Below are 544 nucleotides of genomic sequence, written 5' to 3'. Positions count from 1 at the left end.
CAGATCGGTGTGCATATTCCATAGTTAAAGCCCTTAGAATTTGTCGTGTTTCATAAGTAAAACCGGTACTGAGCTTGTCATAGAATTGACTGTCTCTGACGATCCTCTGTTATTTGAGCAAGTTCTATAACCTAAACTTTGCTCGCTTCCTATACTGAATGAAGCAGAGTTTTTATAACAACAAGAGGCAGCTTGCATGACAAGAACAACCTCATTTGCACTCGTTCTATTACTGATGTGCGCATACTTTGGTTACAACCGTTATTACGTGTATCCGCAGCAGTTGGAAACACAGGCCAAATCCATGTTGATACAAATGGCAAATCGCGAAGAGTGGATGGATGTGTTTGAAATGATGAACCGCGTAGAAGCGCACAAAGGGCATTTAGAGCTCGTGGCCGATGTTACGTCTTCTGATGGCAAACGTGCTTACAGTGAAGGCTTTATTACCTATACTGATCGTGAAGGTGTCGTCTGTAAACAGGTGGTGTTTAACTTTAAAATCAACTCTTTGAAAAACTACAGTATTTCAGACTTACGAGAC

1 protein-coding gene is annotated in these 544 nt (G+C 41.2%); it reads left to right on the top strand.

Annotated features, from left to right (window positions below; genetic code table 11):
• Window positions 1-196 precede the first annotated feature (196 nt).
• Window positions 197-544 (top strand): hypothetical protein (locus tag R8N49_RS29785; protein ID WP_318190786.1); only part of this gene is annotated, 348 nt, incomplete at its 3' end.

The sequence above is a fragment of the Vibrio sp. 1978 genome (assembly GCF_033344345.1).
This window is presented reverse-complemented; position numbering and strand designations above follow the sequence as displayed.